Origin of the sequence: Comamonas thiooxydans, assembly GCF_002157685.2 — a bacterium.
Lineage (GTDB): Bacteria > Pseudomonadota > Gammaproteobacteria > Burkholderiales > Burkholderiaceae_C > Comamonas > Comamonas testosteroni_H.
This window is the reverse complement of record NZ_AP026738.1, coordinates 1586754-1607303: the sequence shown is the minus strand read 5'-3', so window position 1 is coordinate 1607303 and position 20550 is coordinate 1586754. Positions and strand designations below refer to the sequence as shown.

The 20550-nt window shown below is 61.5% G+C and carries 19 protein-coding genes; 12 read left to right on the top strand and 7 right to left on the bottom strand.

Translation table 11 applies throughout. The annotated features are described in order from the left end of the window. Positions 1–88 precede the first annotated feature (88 nt). On the top strand, positions 89–1135 hold the full coding sequence (gene proX / locus CTR2_RS07290) for a glycine betaine/L-proline ABC transporter substrate-binding protein ProX (protein WP_087085937.1): 1047 nt from the start codon (positions 89–91) through the stop codon (positions 1133–1135). Positions 1136–1212: 77 nt separating this feature from the next. On the opposite strand, the gene CTR2_RS07285 is transcribed toward proX, so the two are convergent. Next, positions 1213–1725, bottom strand: coding sequence for a hypothetical protein (locus CTR2_RS07285; protein WP_087085938.1), 513 nt, complete (start codon positions 1723–1725; stop codon positions 1213–1215). A gap of 124 nt (positions 1726–1849) precedes the next feature. Between CTR2_RS07285 and CTR2_RS07280 the strand changes: the two genes are divergently transcribed. Continuing rightward, positions 1850–2548, top strand: coding sequence for a DUF3334 family protein (locus tag CTR2_RS07280; RefSeq protein WP_087085939.1), 699 nt, complete (start codon positions 1850–1852; stop codon positions 2546–2548). 74 nt (positions 2549–2622) lie between these two features. Here CTR2_RS07280 and CTR2_RS07275 read toward each other — a convergent pair whose 3' ends face one another. Next, positions 2623–4743 carry a PQQ-dependent dehydrogenase, methanol/ethanol family gene (locus CTR2_RS07275; protein ID WP_254913517.1) on the bottom strand — a complete coding sequence of 707 codons (2121 nt, stop codon included), beginning with the start codon at positions 4741–4743 and terminating at the stop codon, positions 2623–2625. Positions 4744–4994: 251 nt separating this feature from the next. Here CTR2_RS07275 and CTR2_RS07270 point away from each other — a divergent pair, with 251 nt between their 5' ends. The 3 genes from CTR2_RS07270 to CTR2_RS07260 are packed head-to-tail and all read left to right on the top strand — an operon-like array spanning position 4995 to position 7357. Beyond that, positions 4995–5477, top strand: a complete 483-nt coding sequence (locus CTR2_RS07270; protein WP_087085940.1) for a MarR family winged helix-turn-helix transcriptional regulator — start codon at positions 4995–4997, stop codon at positions 5475–5477. Between the two features lie 51 nt (positions 5478–5528). Continuing rightward, positions 5529–6725 carry a multidrug effflux MFS transporter gene (locus tag CTR2_RS07265; RefSeq protein WP_087085941.1) on the top strand — a complete coding sequence of 399 codons (1197 nt, stop codon included), beginning with the start codon at positions 5529–5531 and terminating at the stop codon, positions 6723–6725. A 53-nt stretch (positions 6726–6778) separates the two neighbouring features. Then, positions 6779–7357 (top strand): SMI1/KNR4 family protein, encoded by a 579-nt coding sequence (locus CTR2_RS07260; RefSeq protein ID WP_087085942.1) that lies wholly within the window; start codon positions 6779–6781, stop codon positions 7355–7357. Here CTR2_RS07260 and CTR2_RS07255 read toward each other — a convergent pair. The 3 genes from CTR2_RS07255 to fumC form a co-directional block, all read right to left on the bottom strand. Further along, positions 7312–8979, bottom strand: a complete 1668-nt coding sequence (locus CTR2_RS07255) for a SulP family inorganic anion transporter (protein ID WP_087085943.1) — start codon at positions 8977–8979, stop codon at positions 7312–7314. The two genes, CTR2_RS07260 and CTR2_RS07255, sit on opposite strands and share 46 nt — an antisense overlap. Beyond that, positions 8976–9620, bottom strand: coding sequence for a ParB-like protein (locus tag CTR2_RS07250; RefSeq protein ID WP_087085944.1), 645 nt, complete (start codon positions 9618–9620; stop codon positions 8976–8978). The genes CTR2_RS07255 and CTR2_RS07250 overlap by 4 nt, the downstream gene beginning before the upstream one ends. A 105-nt stretch (positions 9621–9725) precedes the next feature. Next, complete coding sequence (fumC, locus tag CTR2_RS07245) at positions 9726–11117, bottom strand: class II fumarate hydratase (RefSeq protein WP_003061054.1); 1392 nt, start codon at positions 11115–11117, stop codon at positions 9726–9728. 245 nt (positions 11118–11362) lie between these two features. Between fumC and CTR2_RS07240 the strand changes: the two genes are divergently transcribed. The 7 genes from CTR2_RS07240 to CTR2_RS07210 all read left to right on the top strand — a co-directional run bounded on the left by CTR2_RS07240 (position 11363) and on the right by CTR2_RS07210 (position 18930). Then, positions 11363–13549, top strand: a complete 2187-nt coding sequence (locus CTR2_RS07240; protein ID WP_238707687.1) for a putative bifunctional diguanylate cyclase/phosphodiesterase — start codon at positions 11363–11365, stop codon at positions 13547–13549. 135 nt (positions 13550–13684) lie between these two features. Next, positions 13685–15238 (top strand): fumarate hydratase, encoded by a 1554-nt coding sequence (locus CTR2_RS07235; RefSeq protein WP_003061052.1) that lies wholly within the window; start codon positions 13685–13687, stop codon positions 15236–15238. Between the two features lie 135 nt (positions 15239–15373). Next, complete coding sequence (locus CTR2_RS07230) at positions 15374–15874, top strand: GNAT family N-acetyltransferase (RefSeq protein ID WP_087085946.1); 501 nt, start codon at positions 15374–15376, stop codon at positions 15872–15874. A gap of 300 nt (positions 15875–16174) precedes the next feature. Continuing rightward, a complete protein-coding gene (locus CTR2_RS07225; RefSeq protein WP_087086093.1) occupies positions 16175–16894 on the top strand; it encodes a hypothetical protein in 720 nt (239 codons plus the stop codon). 206 nt (positions 16895–17100) lie between these two features. Beyond that, positions 17101–17685: a hypothetical protein gene (locus CTR2_RS07220; protein ID WP_087085947.1), complete on the top strand. Its 585-nt coding sequence runs from the start codon at positions 17101–17103 to the stop codon at positions 17683–17685. A 78-nt stretch (positions 17686–17763) separates the two neighbouring features. Then, complete coding sequence (locus CTR2_RS07215) at positions 17764–18396, top strand: DUF938 domain-containing protein (protein WP_087086094.1); 633 nt, start codon at positions 17764–17766, stop codon at positions 18394–18396. 12 nt (positions 18397–18408) lie between these two features. Beyond that, on the top strand, positions 18409–18930 hold the full coding sequence (locus tag CTR2_RS07210) for a DUF2199 domain-containing protein (protein WP_087085948.1): 522 nt from the start codon (positions 18409–18411) through the stop codon (positions 18928–18930). A gap of 109 nt (positions 18931–19039) precedes the next feature. Here CTR2_RS07210 and CTR2_RS07205 read toward each other — a convergent pair whose 3' ends face one another. After that, positions 19040–19918, bottom strand: coding sequence for an LOG family protein (locus tag CTR2_RS07205; RefSeq protein ID WP_003061045.1), 879 nt, complete (start codon positions 19916–19918; stop codon positions 19040–19042). 217 nt (positions 19919–20135) lie between these two features. Further along, a complete protein-coding gene (crcB, locus tag CTR2_RS07200) occupies positions 20136–20513 on the bottom strand; it encodes a fluoride efflux transporter CrcB (protein WP_087086095.1) in 378 nt (125 codons plus the stop codon). Between the last annotated feature and the right edge of the window lie 37 nt (positions 20514–20550).

The following is a 20550-nucleotide window of genomic DNA, read 5'->3' as shown; positions in this document are numbered from 1 at the left end:
ACCGGGTTCGGGCGCCGTTTCCTTCATCAACCCTCTCGCTTTTGTCATGCCGATTTCGGGGTAGGCACCCAGCATCCAAGGAGTATTCATGCACCGCAACACGCCCGCACATTCCCCTCTCCCAACCCTGCAGTCCCAATACCGCTGTCTCGCTGCCATCGCCTTGCTGAGCCTTGGTGCTGCTGCCGCTCAAGCGCAAACGAGCTCTGGTGATCTGCCCGGCAAAGGCGTCTCGGTGCAACCGCTCAAGGGCACGGTGGATGAGGAAATGTTCCAGACCCTGCTGGTTTCGCGTGCTCTGGAGAAGCTGGGCTACCGGGTACAACCCGTCAAGAGTCTGGAAAACGGCACCCAGCATGTGGCCGTGGCCCATGGCGATGCCACCTTCACCGCCACTCACTGGATGCCGCTGCACCGTGCCTTCTATGAGAACAATGGCGCAGACAAGGCCTTCTATCGCGCAGGCACCTATTCGCGCAATGCGGTACAAGGCTATCTGATCGACAAGGCAACGGCCGAGAAGTACCACATCACCAGCATCACGCAGCTCAAGGACCCCAAGCTGGCCGCGCTGTTCGACACCGATGGCGACGGCAAGGCCGATCTGACGGGCTGCAACCCGGGCTGGGGCTGCGAGCTGGCCATCAACAAACATCTCAAGGGGCTGGATCTGGAGTCCAGCATCACCCACAGGCAAGGCAACTACCAGGCCTTGATTGCCGACACCATCACCCGCTACAAAAGCGGCAAGCCCATTCTCTATTACGTCTGGACCCCGTTCTGGGTAAACACTGTGCTGCGCCCGGGCAAGGAGGTCAGCTGGCTGGAGGTACCCAATGTCCCCGGGGCACAGGGCGAGGACCAGACCCAGCTGCCCAATGGCAAGAACTATGGCTTCCAGCTCAATCAGCAGTACATCCTGGCCAACAAGGCCTGGGCCGAGAAAAATCCCGCGGCAGCCAAGCTGTTTGCCGTAATGCAGCTGCCTATCGAGGACATCAACGCCCAGAACATGCGCATGCGCCAGGGCGAGAGCAGCTCGGCCGACGTCAGCCGCCATGTGGATGGCTGGATCAAGGCCCATCAGCAGACTTTTGACAGCTGGCTGGAGCAGGCTCGCGCTGCAGCCAAATAAGGATCAAGAAGCGGCTTCAGCGCTTGATCGCAAAGCGCTGGTAGCTATCAAAAATGCTTTCGGCAGCGGGCCGCTGCCTACCAGTTGGCCTTGGCATTGCGGCAGGCCGCCTGGCTGGACAGGGCAACAAAGCGCTCCACCCGCAGCGCCAGCATCTTGCGCCCCTGTCGGGCCAGCACCGGATCGGCCACGGCTCGCTCCACCACCCTGCCCTGCACCTCGGCCAGCATGGCGACAGTAGCGCTGCTGCGCGTGTTCAGATAGGCCTGCTCCAGCAGCACGCTGTCTCCCTCGGGCAGCACGCCGATGATCTGGCCGCTTTCGCATTCCTGAAACCGGGCCGTCTCGCCGTCCAGGCTGTACAGGCCCTGCCAGCGCCCGCTTTCCTCGCCGGGCTTGAGGCCTACGGCGGCGGGGCCGGCCTGCTTGACCTCGGTCTGGGCCTGGGCCTGCTTCTTGCCAGTCAGACCGGTCCAGGTCTTGTCCCAGGTCTGGGAAACCTTGTCCGTCATGCCGGACAAGCTCGAACAGGCGGTCAAACCCGTCACCACAATGACACTGGCCGCCAGGCGCCACAGCTTGCTCTGCATGAATACCTCTGATTTTCCAAAAGCAGGCACGTTAACAGACAGCAGCAGCCTTCAATTGCTGCAGATATATCTATGCAACAAAGTGTTGCATACATAATCAGCCATCTCTTGAACCAATGCAGCCATGAGCCAACCCACCGCCCCCATCGTCCACGGCACCGAAGATGTGCTGATTGCCCTGTGCAACTCCGTCTCGCGCGTGCTGCAGGTGGCCACCCAGTGCCCGATTCAGTACTCGGGCATGGTGCAACGCATCACCAAGACCAGTCTCAAACCCGATATCGGCTGCTTTGTGCTGATCGATGGCGGCTTTTCTGCGCTCATCATCATCAACTTCTCGGCCGATGCGGCCATGGAGCTATACCGCAGCTATCTGCTGTCCATGGGCATGGCCGAGAGCGACCTGGCCAGTTCCTATACCTCGGATGACGTGAGCAACGTCATGGGCGAGCTGATGAACCAGGTCGTTGGCGACTTCACCAGCAAGGTGCAGCGCGAGCTGCAGACCCATATCGCGCAAAGCCAGCCCAAGATGATCCGCCTGAACAAGCAGGTCAATCTGAGCGTGGATGCCAATCTGGATGCCCCGGAAGCACGCCGCGTGACCTTCTACACAGGCAACAACAACATCTTCTATCTGGAGATGGCGGTGGATCACATGGAGTTCATCAAGATCAAGGACTTCGAGGCCCAGGAAAAACCGGACCCTGATGTTGTCATGGCCCAGGCCCGTGAAGCCCAATCTGGACAAGCGCCTGCCGCTATCAATACTGCTGTAGCCTCCAGCGATACCGACGACCTGCTCAAGTCGCTGGGCCTCTAAGGCAAGAGGCCTGTCGTGCCAACGACGGCCCGGGAGCTCGCTTTTGTACGTGATCGGTCTTGCGTCGGCGGCGCTTACCGGCCTTTTTCTGCCGGCAGGCCCGGTCTTACCGCATCTGCCATTGCGAGAATGAAGGCGCGTAGCTTTTGCACATCATCGTCGCTGAGCTTGCCCGCAAAATCGGGCATGCCACGCGAGGTGGCCGGGCCGTTGATGATGAAGCTGCCCAGATTGTCAATCATGGCCGTAGGCAGATAGGTCAGGCTGGGCAGGGCTCCTCCCTTGCTGATGCCAGGATAGCCGTGACAGGCAATGCAGTTGCTGTTGTAGAGTGCGGCGCCGGCCGGCACCAGTTGCTGGTCGTACTTGAGCCCACCGATCAGGGCATTCATCTGATAGGCCACCCGTTCCGGCATCGGGGCCTTGCCTCCCAGCACAAAGGTATAGACCGTGCCGGGGCTCTTGAAGTCGGCCACGCGGTCACCCAGGCCAAAGGCACCACCCCAGCCCACGGCAATCGAGACATATTGCCTGCCGTCCAGTTCATAGCTCACCGGTGCCGCAATCACGCCGCTGCCCATGGGAGCAGCCCAGAGCTTTTTGCCGCTTCTGGCGTGATAGGCCACCAGTCGCGCATCGGCCGTTCCCTGAAAGACCAGATCACCGGCCGTCGCCAGCGTTCCGCCATTCCAGGGCGAGACATGCTTTTGATGCCAGGCTTCCTTTTGCCGCACCGGGTCCCAGGCGATCAGGCGACCAAAGGGCAGGCTGCTGGGCTCCAGCATCACGCGCCCCGTATTCCAGCCGGTATTGCTCATGAGCTGACCCGGCGTATTGCTATTGAAGCCGGTCCAGTTCGGATCGTCGGCCATGGCCGTGGGAATATGCTGGGCTGGAATATAGGCCAGTCCTGTCTGCGGGCTATAGGCCATGGAATGCCAGTTATGCGCCCCCAGAGGGCCGGGAATGATCTCGGCCTTGCCGGCGCTGCGCACGGCCTCCTCCATGATGGGACGGCCGTTGCCGTCATAGCCCCTGGCCCAGTTCACGGGCACAAAGTTCCTGGCGGAGATGAATTTGCCGCTCTGACGGTCGATCACAAAAAAGTAGCCATTCTTGGGCGCATGCAGCAATACCTTGCGCAGCTTGCCGTCAATTCTGATGTCAGCCTGCACGATATCCTGGGCAGAAGTGAAGTCCCAGTTATCGCCCGGCGTTTCCTGGTAGTGCCATTTGTAGGCACCCGTGTCCGGGTCCAGCGCCACGATGGAGCCCAGGTACAGGTTGTCTCCCCCGGCAGGACTGCGCTTGCGGTGCGCCCAGGGTGAGCCATTGCCCACGCCGATATACATCTGATTGAGCTCGGGGTCGAACACCAGCGAGTTCCAGACCGTTCCGCCACCGCCGCTCTCCCAATACCTGCCTGCCGGGTCCCAGGTTTTGGCCGCCTCCTCCAGCGCCTTGCTCTCATAAGCCTGAGCCGGATCACCGGGCACGGTATAAAAGCGCCAAACCTGCTTGCCGGTCTCGGCGTCATAGGCCGTCACATAGCCCCGAGCACCATATTCGGCGCCGCCATTGCCGATATAGACCTTGCCCTTGAACACGCGCGGAGCGCCCGTGATGGTGTATGAGAAATTCTTGTTGTCTATGGTGTCCGTCGACCAGACCTGCCGGCCCGTGGCAGCGTCCAGCGCAATCAGCCGCCCGTCGAAGGCACCCACAAACACTTTGCCCTTGTAGACGGCCACACCGCGGTTGACCACATCGCAGCAGCCCTTGTAGGCCATCTCGCGCGGCACCTGTGGGTCATAGGTCCACAGCGCCTTGCCCGTGCGCGCATCCACCGCATGCACCACGCTCCAGGGAGCAGAGACATACATCACGCCATTCACCACGATGGGTGTGGCTTCCACGCCGCGCGACGAATCGAGCTTGTACGACCAGGCCAGGCCCAACTGATCCACATTGCCACTGTGGATCTGCGTGAGCGGGCTGAAGCGATTCTCCTGATAGTTCAGCCCATGGCTGGGCCAGTCCTTGCCGGTCCTGGCATTGGCTTCGATATGAGCGTCATCCACCTGCTCCGCAGCCAGCGCCAGTATGGACAGCCAGCCCAGCAATCCTGCAACGGCCAGGGTCACCAAACGCCGGTTTGGCCGGTGGTGGGATCGAATGCATGCAGGGCTTTGCATAGGGTCTGTCTCCTGTGGTGATTTGTCGTTTTGCCGCAGCGCTCCCGTCAGCAATCAGGAAATTGTTGAACAAGCAGGAGCTGTTCACATCACAGGCAAATCCGCACTCCATTTGGACGATGCACTGCTCATTCGACAAGGCGCCATGTCTGACGACAGTCAGGCCATCGCATCCTTGCCTAAAACCCTGTTAACAAGATAAATACTGTTTGCGCAATAATTTGAATACCAACTATTTAAATGCATTCGGAATGTCCAGCACCGCCTCACTGTCCAGTCGTCAGCGCCAGCTCATCTTCGTCATGGCGCAGGTCAACAAGCAATGGCGCCGCACGCTGGATAAGGTCCTGGCACCCTTGGGTCTGACGCAGGCGCTGTGGCTTCCCCTGGTCCATCTGGAGCGCAGCGCGGGTGCCATGCGGCAAAAGGACCTAGCCCAGGCGCTGGCGCTGGACAGCTCTTCCATCGTGCGACTGATTGACGGCCTTCAGGCCCAAGGCTGGGTGGAACGCATCGATGATGCCGATCGGCGCGTCAAGCGCATACAGCTCACGACGGCCGGACTGCTTCAGGTCGAGACCGTCAAGACCATCGTGGCGGATGTCCGCAGCGAAGTCATGCAGGAGCTGGCCCCCGATCTGCTGGATGCCACACTGGATGCACTGGAAACCATGCTGGAAAAGATGGCTGCACTGGAAGCGAGCGCCAGCGAGGGCTCCCAGCCCGAAAGCTGAACTGACGCCACACGCAACAGAACCTCACAGCTAGTTCCGGATTTCACTTGTATGCAAAGTCCCGTCACCCCTGTACGCAAAGCGCCGCTCTGGCTGCTGGTCATGGTCACCATTGCCGGCACCATGGCCATGCATATGTTCATCCCGGCTCTGCCCGATGCGGCTCGCCACTTCGGCGCCAGCAGCGGACAGATGCAGCAGACCATCACCGTCTACATCCTCGGCCTGGCACTGGGCCAGCTGATCTACGGCCCCATGTCGGATGCACTGGGCCGCCGCCCTCTGTTGCTGGTCGGACTGTGTCTCTACACCGTCGCCAGCCTTGCGGCCTTTCTGGCCCCCAGCGCGAATATGCTGATTGGCGCGCGCCTGATTCAGGCTCTGGGCGGCTGCGCAGGCCTGGCACTGGGTCGCGCCATTGCCCGCGACACGGCGACACCCGAAACCGCCGTGGGCAGTCTGGCCTTGCTCAATCTCATGATGATGATCGGCCCGGGCATCGCCCCCTCCATAGGCTCAGCGCTGGATGCCCTGTTTGGCTGGCGCATCATTTTTGCGGTGCTGGCGCTCATGGGCGCGCTGACAGCCATCGGAGTCTGGCGCCTGCTTCCCGAGACCGGTCACCCCACCGGCAAGCTCAACTGGCGCACCGTGCGCAATGACTATCGAACCTTGCTGGGTTCCCCCCAGTTTCTGGGCTTCGCCATAGGCGGCGGTAGCGCCACCACATCCATGTACGCCTTTATTGCTGCAGCGCCGTTCATCTTCATCGAGCAGTTGCACACCAGCAAGGCGCAGCTCGGCATCTACCTGGGGGTGCTGATGGCCGGCATGGCAGCAGGCAATGCGCTGGCACGCCAGCTCATCAAACGCTGGCCACTGGAGCGGCTGATACTGGGCGGCAATATGCTGAGCCTGGGCTGCGCGGCTGCACTGGTAGTACTGACGCTGCTGCAGCTGCTCAACGTGCCGGCTGTCGTGACATTGATGCTGCTGTTTACCTTGGGATCCGGCATGACCAGCCCCGCCGCACTCTCCAAGGCTCTGGGGGTACACAGCGATTTGACGGGGTCGGCCGCCGGGGTCTACGGCTTTTCCCAGATGGCCGTAGGCGGCCTGTGCACGCTTGGAGCCAGTCTGGGCAGCAGCCCTGCACTGTCGGCCTTTTCCGTGTTGCTGATTGCCTGTGTTGTGGGTCAGCTGGGCTTTCGCAGCGCGCTCAAGATGAAACCGGCCTCTAGCTCCTGATGGAAAATCGTAAACAGCTATATATTCAGTAGCAGACAGATTCAAGGAGCACCATGTCATCCATCGCCCAAAGCTGGCAGCGCATCGGCGCCTGGTATGCCCAGAACACACCCAAAGACACTCTGGTCTTGGCCGATGGCGCCAGCGAGGCAGAAATTGCCGAGCTGGAAAACGCCCTGGGTCAGCGCCTGCCGGACGATATGCGTGAGTCACTGGCCCTGCACAACGGCGCGGCCAATGAGGCCTATCTGCTGTACTTTGGCGAGCTGCTGTCCACACAGCGCATGCTGGAGGTCTGGCAGATGTATGCGGACATGCAAAAGAGCGAGGGCTGGGGGCTTGGCCCGGACTACAGCCCTGACTATCTGCAAGGCCCCCTGCGCCCCGTGTACTGGGATGCACTGCGTATTCCCCTGACCGACAACTGCGGCGATGGTGCCATGCTGGACCTTGCGCCAGCGGCTGGTGGCCATGCGGGCCAGATCATCGAGTTTGACCACGAGGCAGGCCCCAAGGGCGTGTTTGCACCCAGCTTCTCGGCCTGGCTGGCGCTGCTGGCCGACGAGCTGGAGCAAGGCAAGCATGTCTATATCGAAGACGCAGGCTGCGTGGCACCACCGGGCACCTGGTGAAAATCGGCGGTCAAGGCCTGCACGGCATCGTCCACGCTCCAGGCTGAATAGCAGTCGGGGTTGAGCCCCGGCATCTGCACGCGCTGCAGCAGCTCGCGCAGACTGTCCTTGACGCGAGCCAGCCGCAGCAGCACCCCGGCTTGCTGCAGCTGACGCGCCAGCTCGCCCAGTGCCTCAATGCCGGTGCTGTCCAGATCAGGGCTTTCTTCCAGACTCAGCACCACGGCATGCACATCGGCTGCTTGCGCCACGCGCGCGCGGATATCGCTCATCACGGCCTCGGCATTGCCAAAGAACAGGCTTTCCTCGGGCCGCAGAATCAGCAGACCCGGCACAGGCTGCGCTTCTGGGTGGCGCTGGCGGTCCACAAAATCATGGCTGCCCACCAGCCGCCCCAGCTCGCTGACATGGGACTGGGCCATGCGCTTGAGCAGCATCACAATGCTGACCACCATAGCCAGCAGCAGGCCGTCAAGCACACCCAGCACAATCACGGCAGCAAAAGCTGTGAGCGCCACGGCGCGATCACGCTGCCAGATGAAATAAGGCTGCAGCGTGCGCCAGTTGAGCGAATGCGCCACCGCATGAATGACGATGGCGGCCAGCAAGGGCTCAGGGATTCGCTCCATCCAGGGCAGCAACTGCCACACCAGCACGGCCACCACGGCGCAGGAAATCAGGCCTGCAGCCTTGGTCTGCGCGCCAGCCACCTCATTGGCCGAGCTGGCCGAAAACCCCGCACCCACAGGCAGGCCCTGAAACAGGGCCGAGGCCATATTGGCGCCGCCCAGCGCCAGCAGATCGCGGTTGCTGTTCACCCCATCGCCATGGCGCAGCGCCAGCGAGCGGATGGAGCTGTATGACTCGGCATACAGAATCAGGGCCAGCGCCACAGCCAGTTGCCCCACGCGCAGCCAGTCGGCCCAGTCCAGCTCAGGCAGGGCCAGATGCGCAGCACCCAGTTGCAGCGAACCCACAGGCGCTATGCCCCAGCTCCTGCAAAAGCCCAGTGCATCCAGCGCAATGCCCGCCGCAATCACCAGCAAAGCACCGGGCACGGCCTTCCACCGCGCCAGAAGGCGCAGCGCCAGCAAGGCCACAAGCAGCATGGTCAGGCCATACCAGTTCCAGCGCGGTAGCAGCGCGATCAAGTCCAAGCTGAAATGCAGAAAGTCGCTATGCGCGGGATGCACGCCCACAGCCAGTGGCAGTTGCTTGACCACAATGGTCAGCGCCAGACCAATGGCAAAGCCGCGCAGCACGGGCTTGGCAATGAATTGCGAGATGCCGCCCAGCCGCAGCAGGCCCGCCAGCACAAACATCACCCCAGCCACCAGCACCATGGCCACACCCATGAGCGCGCGATGATCGGCCGAGACATGCAGCACCGAGCCCGTGGCCGCCAGCAGCACAGCCGCTGAGGATGAGGTCGACGACACAATCGCAAAGCGGCTGGTACCGAGCAGCCCATAGACCAGCAAGCCCGCAAACAGCGCAATCACCCCGGCCTGGGGCGGCGCACCGGCAATGCCAGAATAGGCCACGGCCTCGGGCAGCAGCAGCCCCGCGATAGACAGGCCCGCAATCCAGTCCGCGCCGGCAGGCATCCAGCGCGCAGTCATAAAGGCTTGTGCAGATTGCTGGTCACACCTGACCAGCCGGGCAAGAACTGCGCCTTGGGGTTGCGCGCCAGTGCCACAGCCTCGGTCACCAGCGATTCCGGCAGGCCTTGCCCGCCGCTGCTGCGCAGATCGCTTTTGCGAAACAGCGGGCGAAAGAAATCGGCCCAGAGAAATTCGGTATAGGGTGCGGCCTCCTTGGCATAACCACCAGCCTTGCGCACCTCTCCGGCCAGGCTGCGATAGGGGTCGTCCTTGAGTCGCTCAAGCTGCTTGGGAATGGCCGAGAACTCGCAGCGCTCGCCCTTGTCGTTGTACGGATGGGCCCACTGGTGAAACTCCATGAGCCGCCAGAACATACCCATCTCCATGGCGCTGAAGTCCGCCAGCTGCATGACCCAGACCGATGTCACCTGCTCCTGCCACAACGCTTGCCCCAGATGGTGGTGGTCGACGATGTAGTGCAGCCCCTTGGGGCCTTTGACCGCCGGAAACCAGTGGCTGAGCAGCAGCTTGCCCCGCGCCTTGGGTTTGAGCCTGGCCCACTCGGCGCGCTTGAGCGCCACCTCCGCCGCGCCCACCGTCATCTGCGTAGGGCGCAGATCGGAAAGCGATACCTGCTCCAGATGCTGCTGTGCGCTCATGCCGACTCCCTTGATTGAGATCAGCCATTGTGGGCAGACGCATGGCAAAAGAAAAGAGCCCGACTTGCGGGCTCTTTTTCAACAACGGTCAGCGCTCACCAATCTTCAGAGATTGCCGACCATCTGCTCGGGCACGACCCACTGGTCAAACTGCTCGGCCGTCACATGGCCGCTGGCAATGGCCGCGTCTCGCAGGCTGCTGCCTTCCTTGTGCGCCTTCTTGGCGATATAGGCGGCCTTGTCGTAACCGATATGCGTGTTGAGCGCCGTCACCAGCATCAGCGAACGACCTACCAGCTCGTCGATGCGCGCGCGGTTGGGCTCTATGCCCACGGCGCAGTGATCGTTGAAACTGACCATGCCGTCGGCCAGCAGGCGCACGCTTTGCAGGAAGTTGTGCGCCACCATGGGGCGGAACACATTGAGCTCGAAGTTGCCCGAGGCTCCGCCGAAATTGATGGCCACATCGTTGCCGAACACCTGGGCGCAAAGCATGGTCACGGCTTCGGACTGCGTGGGATTGACCTTGCCCGGCATGATGGACGAACCCGGCTCGTTCTCGGGGATCGAGATCTCGCCCAGGCCGCTGCGCGGCCCGGATGCCAGCCAGCGCACATCGTTGGCGATTTTCATCAGGCTTGCAGCCAGCGTCTTGAGAGCGCCATGTGCATAAACCAAGCCGTCGCAGCTCGCCAGAGACTCGAACTTGTTGGGCGAGGTGACAAACGGGGAGCCCGTCAGTCTGGCCAGTTCCGCCGCCACGCCTTCGGCGTAGCCCTTGGGGGCATTCAGCCCCGTACCCACGGCCGTCCCCCCCAGGGCCAGCTCATACAGATGCGGCAATGCAGCCCGCACATGGGCTTCGCCATGGGCCAGCTGGGCCACCCAGCCGGATATTTCCTGACCCAGCGTCAGCGGCGTGGCATCCTGCAAATGCGTGCGGCCGATCTTGACGATGTCGGCAAAGGCTTCGCTCTTGGCCAGCAGCGTGACACGCAGCTTGGCGATGGCGGGCAGCAGCTTGTGCTCGATGGCCGTCACCGCCGCCACATGCATGGCCGTGGGATAGACATCGTTGCTGGACTGGCTCTTGTTCACATCGTCATTCGGGTGCACCAGACGGGCTTCACCGCGCTCGCCACCCATCAGCTCGCTGGCCCGGTTGGCCAGCACCTCGTTGACGTTCATATTGGTCTGCGTGCCGGAACCTGTCTGCCAGACCACCAGGGGGAACTCATCGGGGTGCTTGCCCGCGAGCACCTCATCGGCGGCCGCGTTGATGGCTCTGGATTTTTTCTCGTCCAGCAGACCCAGCGCCTGGTTGACGCTGGCGGAGGCCTTTTTGACCTGCGCCAGCGCAGCAATGATTTCACGCGGTTGCTGCTCGCCGCTGATGTCAAAATTCTGCAGCGAGCGCTGCGTCTGCGCGCCCCAGAGCTTGTTGGCGGGTACATCGATCAGGCCAAAAGTGTCTTTTTCCTGGCGGGTGACTGTCATGGAATCGCTCCTTGCAATACAACTCGGCGCAGCTGGCTGGAGAAATCTGGCTGCCGTTGGCCGCAAACGGAAGTCGACCCACCGCCAGGCAGGCCACTCCCACAACCGGCCCATGCTAGCTCAGCCCGGCAGGCGGCAAGCACAATCGAGGCAACACCCCTGCGCCGGCAAGGCCAGAAATACATAGTTACATTAAATCATTGTCGGACAAAGAATCCGACCGGCCGTGCTGGCCCGCCACATCAATGTTCACTGATCTTTCCCCCCCCATCGCCACCACCGTCATGACATCAAGTTACAGCACGATGATGGTGTGTGTCTCCATCGTCATCGCGGTATTTGCCTCTTTTGTGACGCTGGGTCTGGCCCGTCGCATGCGCATGGCCTCGGGCAGAATCGGACGCATCTGGTGGGCAATCGGCGCCATGGTGATGGGCACGGGGGTCTGGGCCATGCACTTCATCGGCATGCAGGCGTTCGAGCTGCCCATCACCCTGGGCTACAGCGGTGCTCTGACGCTGGCATCCTGGGTCGCGGCAGTCGCGGCATCGGCATTGGCCTTTGGAGTGGCAACCAGGGTCGAATACCGCTGGCCTCATTTTCTGGGCGCCTCACTGCTCATGGGCGGCGGCATCTGCGCCATGCACTACCTGGGCATGCTGGCCATCGAGATGTCCATCCCGATTGCCTGGGACTGGCCACTGGTGGCGGCCTCCGCTCTGATCGCAGTACTGGCCTCGGCCACGGCGCTGACTCTGTTTCGCGCGCTGTTTTCGCTCTCCGGCAAGCGGCTGTGGCTGTTCCAGACATTGGCGGCACTGGTCATGGGCTTTGCAATCTGTGGCATGCACTACACCGGGATGTCGGCAGCCAGCTTTGCCAGCGGCTCGGTCTGCCTGAGTGCGGAAGCCCTGAGCGGCCCCGAGCTCACCACCATCATCATCATCACCACGGTCATGCTGCTGATTGCGGCGATGTTCAGCACCTTGCTCGATGCGCGCCTGCAAAGCACAGCCTTCAAGCTCAATCAATCGCTGCAGGAAACCAATGCCAAGCTGCAGCTGGCCAATACCGAGCTGCGCCAGCGCGCCTTTGCCGATCCGCTGACCAATCTGCCCAACCGGCTGCTGTTCGAAGACCGCCTCATCCATGCCCTGCTGCGCCTGGAGCGCGCCAACCGCTCGCGCATCAAGGAGAGGCTGGGCATTCTGTTCGTGGATCTGGACGGCTTCAAGCCCATCAACGACTCCTTCGGTCATGCGGCAGGCGACCAGATCCTCGTCAGCGCGGCCGAGCGCCTCATGGCGGAAGCCCGCAGCAGCGATACCGTGGCCCGCGTGGGCGGGGATGAGTTCCTGGTGCTGCTGGAGGACACCCAGGACGTGGCCGCCTGCATGGCGGTGGCCAATCGCATTCTCAAGGCGCTTAGTCAGCCCTTTCGCCTAGGCAACAAGGAGCTGCAGATCACCTGCTCCATCGGCATCGTGGCCTTTCCCGACCATGGTGACCGCGATCACCTGATCGCCAACGCCGACGCCGCCATGTACGCAGCCAAACGCAATGGCGGCAACGGTTTTGCAGTGTTCGAGCCGCATATGGGCAGCGATGCATCCGAGCAGCTGGAGCTGCAAAACGACCTGCGCCACGCCATTCAGCGCGGTCAGATGGAGTTGCATTACCAGCCCAAGATCGACAGCGAGCGCGGCAACATCATCGGAGTCGAGGCGCTGCTGCGCTGGGCTCACCCTGAACGCGGCATGATTGCCCCGGACATCTTCATTCCCCTGGCCGAGCGCTTCGGCATCATCAACAGCCTGGGCAACTGGGTGATCGAAGAAGCCTGCCGCCAGCTGGCCCTGTGGCGCGATATGGGACTGCAGATGCGGGTGGCGATCAATCTTTCCGTGCACCAGCTGCGCGAAAGCGGCCTGGCAGATCGCATCACCCAGACGCTGCTGCGCCACGACGTACAGGCCAGCCAGCTGCTCTGCGAGATCACCGAATCCGTGGCCATGGAAGACACCCAGGCCACGCAGCGCGCAATCGAGGAATTGCGCGACATCGGCATCTTTCTCTCGATCGACGACTTTGGCACCGGCTACTCCAGCCTCAACTATCTGCGTCAGTTGCCCGCGCAGCAACTGAAGATCGACCGCAGCTTCATCCGCGACCTGGAAACCGAGGAAGATGCCCGTGCCGTGGTCCATGCCGTCGTGCGCCTGGCCCATGCCCTGGGCCTGCGCGTGGTGGCCGAGGGTGTGGAAACTGCGGGTCAGCGGGACATCCTGATCGACATGCAATGCGATGAGCTTCAGGGCTACTTCTACGCGCGCCCCATGCCGGCGGACCGCCTGCTGGCCTGGGCAAGAGACGATCGCCGAGGTGGTCAGGCCGATTTTTCGGCCTCCATCCTCGGCGCACTGACCGGCTGAAGGCCACACAGCACCCGCCAGTCATATATAAGACTGGTGGGTTATGGCTGCAAGAATTGTCGTCTGGACCGATAATCGATGGGTTTACCGTGCGCGCCCCACGCGTACAGATTGCAACCCCCGAGAAGCTTCACGATGACCACCTCCATCCGCCAGCAGGACCTGATCGATTCGATCGCAGGTGCCCTCCAGTACATCAGTTACTACCACACACCGGATTTCATCCAGCATCTGGCCCGCGCCTATGAACGCGAGCAAAGCCCTGCGGCCAAGGATGCGATGGCGCAGATCCTGACCAACTCCAAGATGGCGGCCACCGGCCAGCGCCCCATCTGCCAGGACACCGGCATCGTCAACGTGTTCCTGAAAGTGGGCATGGACGTCAAGTGGGAAGGCTTCACCATGGGGTTGGAAGACGCCATCAATGAAGGCGTACGCCGTGGCTACAACCACCCCGACAACACGCTGCGCGCCTCCGTCGTGGCCGATCCCCAGTTCAAGCGCAAGAACACCAAGGACAACACCCCCGCCGTGATCAATGTGCAGATCGTGCCCGGCGACAAGGTGGACGTGACCGTGGCCGCCAAGGGCGGCGGCTCCGAGAACAAGTCCAAGATGATCATGATGAACCCCAGCGACAACATCGTGGACTGGGTTCTCAAGACCGTCCCCACTATGGGTGCAGGCTGGTGCCCGCCCGGCATGCTGGGCATTGGCATCGGCGGCACGGCTGAAAAGGCCGTCCTGCTGGCCAAGGAAAGCCTGATGGAAGACCTCAACATGTACGAGCTGCAGCAAAAAGCTGCCAGCGGTGCAGAGCTCGATGACGTGGAAAAGCTGCGCCTGGAACTGTTCGAAAAGATCAACGCCCTGGGCATAGGCGCCCAAGGCCTGGGCGGCCTGACCACGGTGCTGGACGTCAAGATCAACATGTACCCCACGCACGCGGCCTCCAAGCCCGTGGCCATGATTCCCAACTGCGCCGCCACACGCCACGCCCACTTCGTGATGGATGGATCAGGCCCCGTGCACCTGGATGCTCCCTCGCTGGACACCTGGCCCAAGATCGACTGGCACCCCGACTACAACAAGTCCAAGAAGGTCGATTTGAACAATCTGACCAAGGAAGAAGTGGCCAGCTGGAAGCCCGGCGACACCCTGCTGCTCAACGGCAAGATGCTGACCGGCCGCGATGCCGCCCACAAGCGCATCCAGGACATGCTGGCCAAGGGCGAAAAGCTGCCTGTGGACTTCACCAACCGAGTGATCTACTACGTCGGCCCCGTGGACCCCGTGCGCGACGAAGTGGTTGGCCCTGCAGGCCCCACCACGGCCACCCGCATGGACAAGTTCACCGACATGATGCTGTCGCAGACCGGCCTGATCTCGATGATCGGCAAGTCCGAGCGCGGCCCTGTCGCCATCGAGGCCATCAAGAAGCACAAGAGTGCCTACCTGATGGCCGTGGGCGGCGCCGCCTACCTAGTTTCCAAGGCCATCAAGCAAGCCAAGGTGGTGGGCTTTGAAGACCTGGGCATGGAAGCCATCTATGAATTCGACGTGGTCGATATGCCTGTCACGGTGGCCGTGGATGCCGGTGGCACCAGCGCCCATATCACCGGCCCCGCCATCTGGAAGGAAAAGATTGCGACCGGGGAATTCAAGGGCATTGAAGTGGCCGGTGTGTAATCACCCAACAGGCCCCGCCATAAAGAACCGCCTTCGGGCGGTTTTTTTGTTCCGCAGCTTCGAGAAAGCAGTTGCAATAGGCTGATGGGCCGAACTGGCCTTTTTCCAGGATTTTTCGAAAACCCAATCCAACCCATGCATATTCGAGCAGAACTGCCCACCGATGCCAAGGCCATCGAGCAGGTGACGATCCAGGCCTTCAAGGACGCACCGCATACCGCTCACACCGAGCAATTCATCGTGCGTGAGTTGCGCGCAGCCGGGGCGCTTGCCCTGTCCCTGGTCGCAGAGATTGACGGGCAAATCGTCGGGCATGTCGCCATCTCTCCCGTCCACATCAGCGACGGCAGCCAGCACTGGTTTGGCCTGGGGCCCATCTCCGTCACTCCCCAAAGACAGCGGCAGGGTATTGGCGGCGCACTCATGCAGGCGGCCATCAGCGCTCTGCAAGCGCAGTCTGCGCAGGGATGCGTGCTGCTTGGCGATCCGGACTACTACCGGCGCTTTGGTTTCCGGACGGTGCCGGGCCTAGTGCTACCCGGAGTGCCTGCCGAGTACTTTCAGGCACTGACTTTCAAAGGCCTGCCGCCGCAAGGCGAGGTGAGTTATCACCGGGCATTCAACGCCCGGGACTGAGCCTGCCGGTTTTGACAGTCTGTCGGCTCGGCAGCGAGGCGGCATCCGCTCTCGGCCATCGGCGCAGCACCGACGACAAAGCAGATGTGCTGGCTAAGCCCACATTGGGCACACCGCTGCCATCAGCAAGCAAAGCTTTCGGGGTTCACGGCAACTCAATGTCTAGTCTTCATCGAAATCAGGGCTTCTTGGTAAATACGAGACACAGATACCAAGCATGCTAATTAAGATATGCGACAGAGTGGGTATTTGTCTGACGCCGTCCAGAATGATTTGCATCGCAAGCACAAGGAGTTCAGCATGAGCCATGTCGCAGCAAAGATGGTGATCGGTGCGCTGGTGGCGCTCTCGGGCTTTGCTTCCGCACAGACTCAGCAGCCATCGGCTGCGCCCAAACCGCTGCCCTCCCCTGCGACTCAGGTACTGGTCCCCCAGGGAGTCTATGCGCAGATCGACACCAGACTGGGGCAGGAGGCTCTTCGCTTGCTGTCGCAGGGTACGCCTCAGCAGCAGCAAGCCGTGCTCGAGCGCGTACGCGCCGCGCCCGAGCGCTTTCAACCGCCCGTGTTCTATGTGCTGTCGCAAACACTGTTCAAGGCAGGTCTGCGGGACGAGGCTGCCTTCTGGTTCTACGCCGGCCAGCTGCGTGCCCGCTTTGACGCCAATCGCTGTGCCGACGTCACTGCCAGACAAGCGGTCGATGTGATGAATCAGAGTTATGGAGCCCCCATCAACCGCCATCTGTTTCAGGATCTGGACAAGGCCCAGGAGTTGATTGCCAAGGTTGTGGACTGGGATCGCCGCACACCCCACGCCTACGACCCGCACTGGATCAATCTGCACGGTATGCAGGCGGTGCTGGCCTCGCGGGACCCGCAACTGGCCGCCAGGCTGACGATGGAATCGCTGAGCCTGCCAGCCGCACAGTGGCCTAGCCTGGCCGAGCAGACGCGCACCAAGTATCTACAGGGCTTTCAGGAAGCCATCAGCCAGCTCAAAGCCGAATCAAAATCCAAGTGAACGATCGCTCGACCCGCCGAAATCAAAGTCAAAAGGTCTATATCCCTTATGTAGAAATCGCTTGCGGCTACTCTTTTTGAATAATCTTCCGGCAAGACTCCACGCAAGCTTGATAGCAGCCCCTATTGGCGCATGCCCTGTTTGCTCTACGATGACTCGGACCTCTGCACCTCGGGCCACTGCAATGCCACTCAAAAGGAGTCCTCATGCACAAGCTTTTTGCGCTGTTGACGACCACAGCCCTCGTCGCCTTGCTGACCGCCTGCCTGGTACCAGAGCGCTTCTCCGCCAGCGTGGAAGTGCAGGCCGATGGCAGCTACAGCTACCGCTTTGACGGCACGGTGGTGAATGCCCTGGCCGTGATGAAGCTCAGAAAACAAGGTGTGCTGAGCGAGAAAGAGCACCAGGAGCTGGCGGCGCAAGCGCAGCAACTGAGCCGCGAACCCGAGGTCAGGAAAGCCGTCTACAAAGGCAATGCGCGCTATGCGCTGGAGATTGCCGGCCAGCGAAAGCCCGGTGAAGGTCTGCGATTGCTGGACATGTTCACCGTGCAGACCGACAGGAATGGCGTGATGACGATTGCGGCCAAACCGCTCAAGGACAAGGAAAAGAGAGACTTCGCGCAACTGGGCATCACCATGAATGGCAGCCTGAAGGTCAGTCTGCCCGGCAATGCCGAGGTGCTCTCGCAAAACGCCAGCTCCACGCCCACGCTGGGCCTGGGCGCATACAGCTGGAAAATCGGCGGCCTGAACGTGCGGCCCGAGATCAGGCTGCGCCTCAGGCACTGAAGGCCGTCGCGCTGCGTGGACTTGCCGTTTCAGTGGAAGATGTCCGCACGATTTCCCGTGTCTGCCGCCAAGTTCCCTATGACCCCGAACCTTCCATCGACAGCCCCGCAACTGCCTTTTTCCCAGGCCTGCGAAAACAATCAGGCCGCTATTTTCGAGGTGCTGAGGCCCGCTCTTCAGCACAGCCGGCATGTGCTGGAGATAGGCTCCGGTACCGGGCAGCACAGCGTGTACTTCGCTCCACGCCTGCCTCAGCTGGTCTGGCAGAGCAGCGACCTGGCCGACAGTCATGCAGGCATCCAGGCCTGGCACGCCGCCCATGGAGCACCCAATCTGCGTGCTCCGCTGGAGTTCGACCTGGCGACCGATGCCTGGCCCGCAACCACGGATCCATCAGGCTTTGATGCCGTCTTTACCAGCAACACCTGCCATATCGTGGCCTGGCCGCTGGTGCAGCGCATGTTTGATCTGGTGGGCTCGCACTTGCCCGAAGGCGGCGTGTTTGCCATCTACGGTCCGTTCAACTACGGCGGCCACTTCACCAGCGACAGCAACCGCGCCTTCGACGCCTGGCTGCGCCAGCGTGACGCGCGCAGCGGCCTGCGCGACTTTGAAGCCATCGTGGCGCTGGCCTCAGAGCACGGCATGGAGCTGCAGCTCGACCAGGCCATGCCGGCCAATAACCGTACGCTGGTATTTCGCAAACGCTGAACTCTTTACACCATGGCCGCCATCTTTGCCTACCAATGCAGCAAATGCGATCAGATTCACGAAGGATCGCCAAGCTTTGCTTTCGATGCCCCTGCACCCTACCGACGCCTGAGCGAGCAAGAACGCGAGGCATGGGCCGAGCTGACCGACGAGCTCTGCGTCATCGCCCACCCCGAAGGCACCCAATACTATGTGCGCGCCATTCTGGAAGTGCCGATCCATGGCCTGGACGAGCCCTTTCTCTGGGGCATCTGGGTATCGGCCAGCGAAGCCAGTTTTCAGCGCCATCTGGACTCCTTCGACAAGCCTCCCGAAGACCCGATTTTCTTTGGCTGGCTGTCCAATCTGATTGCCGTCTACCCCACGCAGAAATCACGCCCGGCCGATGTGCATATCCAGGCCGACGGCACACGCCCGCGCGTGGTGCTGCACCGCGGCGATGAGGAAGGCGATGCGCTGGTCATCGATCAGCATGAAGGCATTTCGATCGCGCGTGCCCAGCAACTGGCCGAGCAATCGCTGCATGGCCTTTAAGCCAAACATAGCCCAAGCGCTGGCTCCTTCGAAGCTAGCTGCCATGCGCTGATACGCAAAAAAGCCGCCAGAGGAAGATCTTCTGGCGGCTTGGGTTGAACGCGAGCGCTTATCCGTTGTTCCAGCCGGTCTGGTAGAACTGCTGGATGAAGGACCAGGCCTCGGCTGGATCGTCGGTGTAGCGGAACAGGTTCAGATCCTTGGCGGAAATGGTGCCCTCTTCCACCAGCACATCGAAGTTCAGCACCCGCTTCCAGAACTCCGTGCCGAACAGGATCACGGGCACGGGCTTGCTCTTGTGGGTCTGCACCAGCGTCAGCACCTCAAACAGCTCGTCCATGGTGCCGAAGCCGCCAGGGAAGGCCACCAGCGCCTTGGCGCGCATCATGAAATGCATTTTGCGCAGTGCAAAGTAGTGGAACTTGAAGCTCAGCCCCGGCGTGATGTAGGGGTTGCCATGCTGCTCATGCGGCAGATAGATGTTCAGCCCCACATTGGGAGCACCCGCATCATGCGCGCCGCGGTTGGCCGCCTCCATGATGCCGGGACCACCGCCCGTGCAGATGTAGAAGCGCTCGCTGGGCGCCTGCTTCATGCCTTCGGTCGCCACGATGCGCGCAAAGGCGCGTGCCGCCTCATAGCGCTCGGCATTGCGCATGCCGCGTTCGGCCAGCGCCATGCGCTGGGTATCGCCGCTGGCCTTGGCTTCTGCAAGCTGCTGACGCGCCTGCTCCATATCGACAAAGCGCGCGCTGCCGTAGACAACCACAGTGTGCTCGATGCCGCGCTCGATCTGGGTCAGATCTGGCTTGAGCATTTCCAGCTGCATGCGGATGCCACGGGTTTCGCGGCGGAACATGAACTCCGGATCGGCGAATGCAAGGCGGTTGGACTGAGGTTCCAGCTCTTTGCCGTTATGGGCCTGGTTGTGCAACTCGGCCCAGGCATTGGCCAGATCGGTATCGGACAGGGGTGAAGAAATTTGCATGGACCCTCGGTTCTTAGAATGCTGAGTAGCACGGACTACAGCCATCCCTAAAGATTTCGTAGCGCTGACCACCCATCCGTCAAGTACTTCAAGCTCAAATGCACCTGTAGTGCAGATGATGCTTGCACTATACGCTCACAAAGCTATAGCCCTGGAGAGTATTTCGCCTCTAAACGCTGAAGCAGTTTGCCGCAATAGTGGCAAATGGTCTGCCAGCTTAACGGCTGAACCCGATGCTCCAGCTGAGCATACCCATGTAGGTCATGAACAGAGAGCCGACCAGATGCACACAGGCCCAGCCCAGGGCTGCGCCCAGGCGCTGCTGCTGCAGCAGGCCGATGACCTCGGCCGAGTAGCTGGAAAACGTGGTCAGGGCACCGAGAAAGCCGGTGATGATGGCCAGTTTCCAGACCGGATCCAGCTGGGGCATGGCCTGAAACAGCGCGATGAAGACGCCGATCAGATAACCGCCGATCAGATTGGCGACAAGAGTGCCCCAGGGCATGCTGGCTCCGGCACTCAGCCACAGTCCCAGCCCCCAGCGCGACAGGGCGCCCAGGCAGGCACCGATGCAGATGGCGAAAATATTGAGCATGGCTGCCAATCTAGCGCAAGACGGTGGCCCTGAAAGC

Excerpts from the sequence above, each read along its gene's own strand:
- proX (WP_087085937.1), top strand. The coding sequence starts at position 89 with ATGCACCGCAACACGCCCGCACATTCCCCTCTCCCAACCCTGCAGTCC.
- CTR2_RS07285 (WP_087085938.1), bottom strand. The coding sequence starts at position 1,725 with ATGCAGAGCAAGCTGTGGCGCCTGGCGGCCAGTGTCATTGTGGTGACG.
- CTR2_RS07280 (WP_087085939.1), top strand. The coding sequence starts at position 1,850 with ATGAGCCAACCCACCGCCCCCATCGTCCACGGCACCGAAGATGTGCTG.
- CTR2_RS07275 (WP_254913517.1), bottom strand. The coding sequence starts at position 4,743 with ATGCAAAGCCCTGCATGCATTCGATCCCACCACCGGCCAAACCGGCGT.
- CTR2_RS07270 (WP_087085940.1), top strand. The coding sequence starts at position 4,995 with ATGTCCAGCACCGCCTCACTGTCCAGTCGTCAGCGCCAGCTCATCTTC.
- CTR2_RS07265 (WP_087085941.1), top strand. The coding sequence starts at position 5,529 with ATGCAAAGTCCCGTCACCCCTGTACGCAAAGCGCCGCTCTGGCTGCTG.
- CTR2_RS07260 (WP_087085942.1), top strand. The coding sequence starts at position 6,779 with ATGTCATCCATCGCCCAAAGCTGGCAGCGCATCGGCGCCTGGTATGCC.
- CTR2_RS07255 (WP_087085943.1), bottom strand. The coding sequence starts at position 8,979 with ATGACTGCGCGCTGGATGCCTGCCGGCGCGGACTGGATTGCGGGCCTG.
- CTR2_RS07250 (WP_087085944.1), bottom strand. The coding sequence starts at position 9,620 with ATGAGCGCACAGCAGCATCTGGAGCAGGTATCGCTTTCCGATCTGCGC.
- fumC (WP_003061054.1), bottom strand. The coding sequence starts at position 11,117 with ATGACAGTCACCCGCCAGGAAAAAGACACTTTTGGCCTGATCGATGTA.
- CTR2_RS07240 (WP_238707687.1), top strand. The coding sequence starts at position 11,363 with ATGTTCACTGATCTTTCCCCCCCCATCGCCACCACCGTCATGACATCA.
- CTR2_RS07235 (WP_003061052.1), top strand. The coding sequence starts at position 13,685 with ATGACCACCTCCATCCGCCAGCAGGACCTGATCGATTCGATCGCAGGT.
- CTR2_RS07230 (WP_087085946.1), top strand. The coding sequence starts at position 15,374 with ATGCATATTCGAGCAGAACTGCCCACCGATGCCAAGGCCATCGAGCAG.
- CTR2_RS07225 (WP_087086093.1), top strand. The coding sequence starts at position 16,175 with ATGAGCCATGTCGCAGCAAAGATGGTGATCGGTGCGCTGGTGGCGCTC.
- CTR2_RS07220 (WP_087085947.1), top strand. The coding sequence starts at position 17,101 with ATGCACAAGCTTTTTGCGCTGTTGACGACCACAGCCCTCGTCGCCTTG.
- CTR2_RS07215 (WP_087086094.1), top strand. The coding sequence starts at position 17,764 with ATGACCCCGAACCTTCCATCGACAGCCCCGCAACTGCCTTTTTCCCAG.
- CTR2_RS07210 (WP_087085948.1), top strand. The coding sequence starts at position 18,409 with ATGGCCGCCATCTTTGCCTACCAATGCAGCAAATGCGATCAGATTCAC.
- CTR2_RS07205 (WP_003061045.1), bottom strand. The coding sequence starts at position 19,918 with ATGCAAATTTCTTCACCCCTGTCCGATACCGATCTGGCCAATGCCTGG.
- crcB (WP_087086095.1), bottom strand. The coding sequence starts at position 20,513 with ATGCTCAATATTTTCGCCATCTGCATCGGTGCCTGCCTGGGCGCCCTG.